Source organism: Flavobacterium taihuense (genome assembly GCF_019351435.1).
GTDB lineage: Bacteria > Bacteroidota > Bacteroidia > Flavobacteriales > Flavobacteriaceae > Flavobacterium > Flavobacterium taihuense.
Genome location: NZ_JAHWYN010000071.1, coordinates 1 through 523, shown reverse-complemented (window position 1 = coordinate 523; position 523 = coordinate 1). Strand labels below are relative to the sequence as shown.

Genomic DNA, 523 nt, shown 5'->3' with positions numbered 1-523 from the left:
TTTTAATAGATATAGTATTCAGTTTCTGAGTTGTCTTCTCGTTCTATTTTTTTTCGAATTATTTCCCAAATTTTAGAATATAATTCTAAAAATTTTTTTGCTTCATATTTCGTTTTATCATTATTCGATATCTGGCAAAATACTATCTTCTTTTTCGAATTATAATTAACAGTAATTATAATGTCATTTTTAATAAATTTCGAAAATTTATTGTTTTTGCAGTCTGACAATGCGATTTCTAATTCAGTAGGAAAATTAAAATAATCATATTCTTGAAAATAGTTGTATATTTTTCTTTGTTCTTTTTGATTAAGTTCAACAATAGTAGTTGTTTTTTTGATGTCAGAATGAGGTTCTAAATTTTCGCTTGCTTTAATATTGATGTAAAAATCGTTAGAAATTTTCGTGTTATTTTTGATTTGTCCTGAACAGCAACTATAAACTATAATGAAAAAAAAGAAAATTAGTTTATTCATTTCTTAGGTTTTAAAAATTTCAGATTTGTAAGCTGACCGCCAACGTT

Annotated in this window: 1 protein-coding gene; it reads right to left on the bottom strand. The window is 23.7% G+C overall.

Annotated elements, in window-relative coordinates; genetic code table 11:
* Positions 1–2: 2 nt before the first annotated feature.
* Positions 3–476, bottom strand: coding sequence for a hypothetical protein (locus KZH69_RS20405; RefSeq protein ID WP_219319310.1), 474 nt, complete (start codon positions 474–476; stop codon positions 3–5).
* Positions 477–523: the final 47 nt, after the last annotated feature.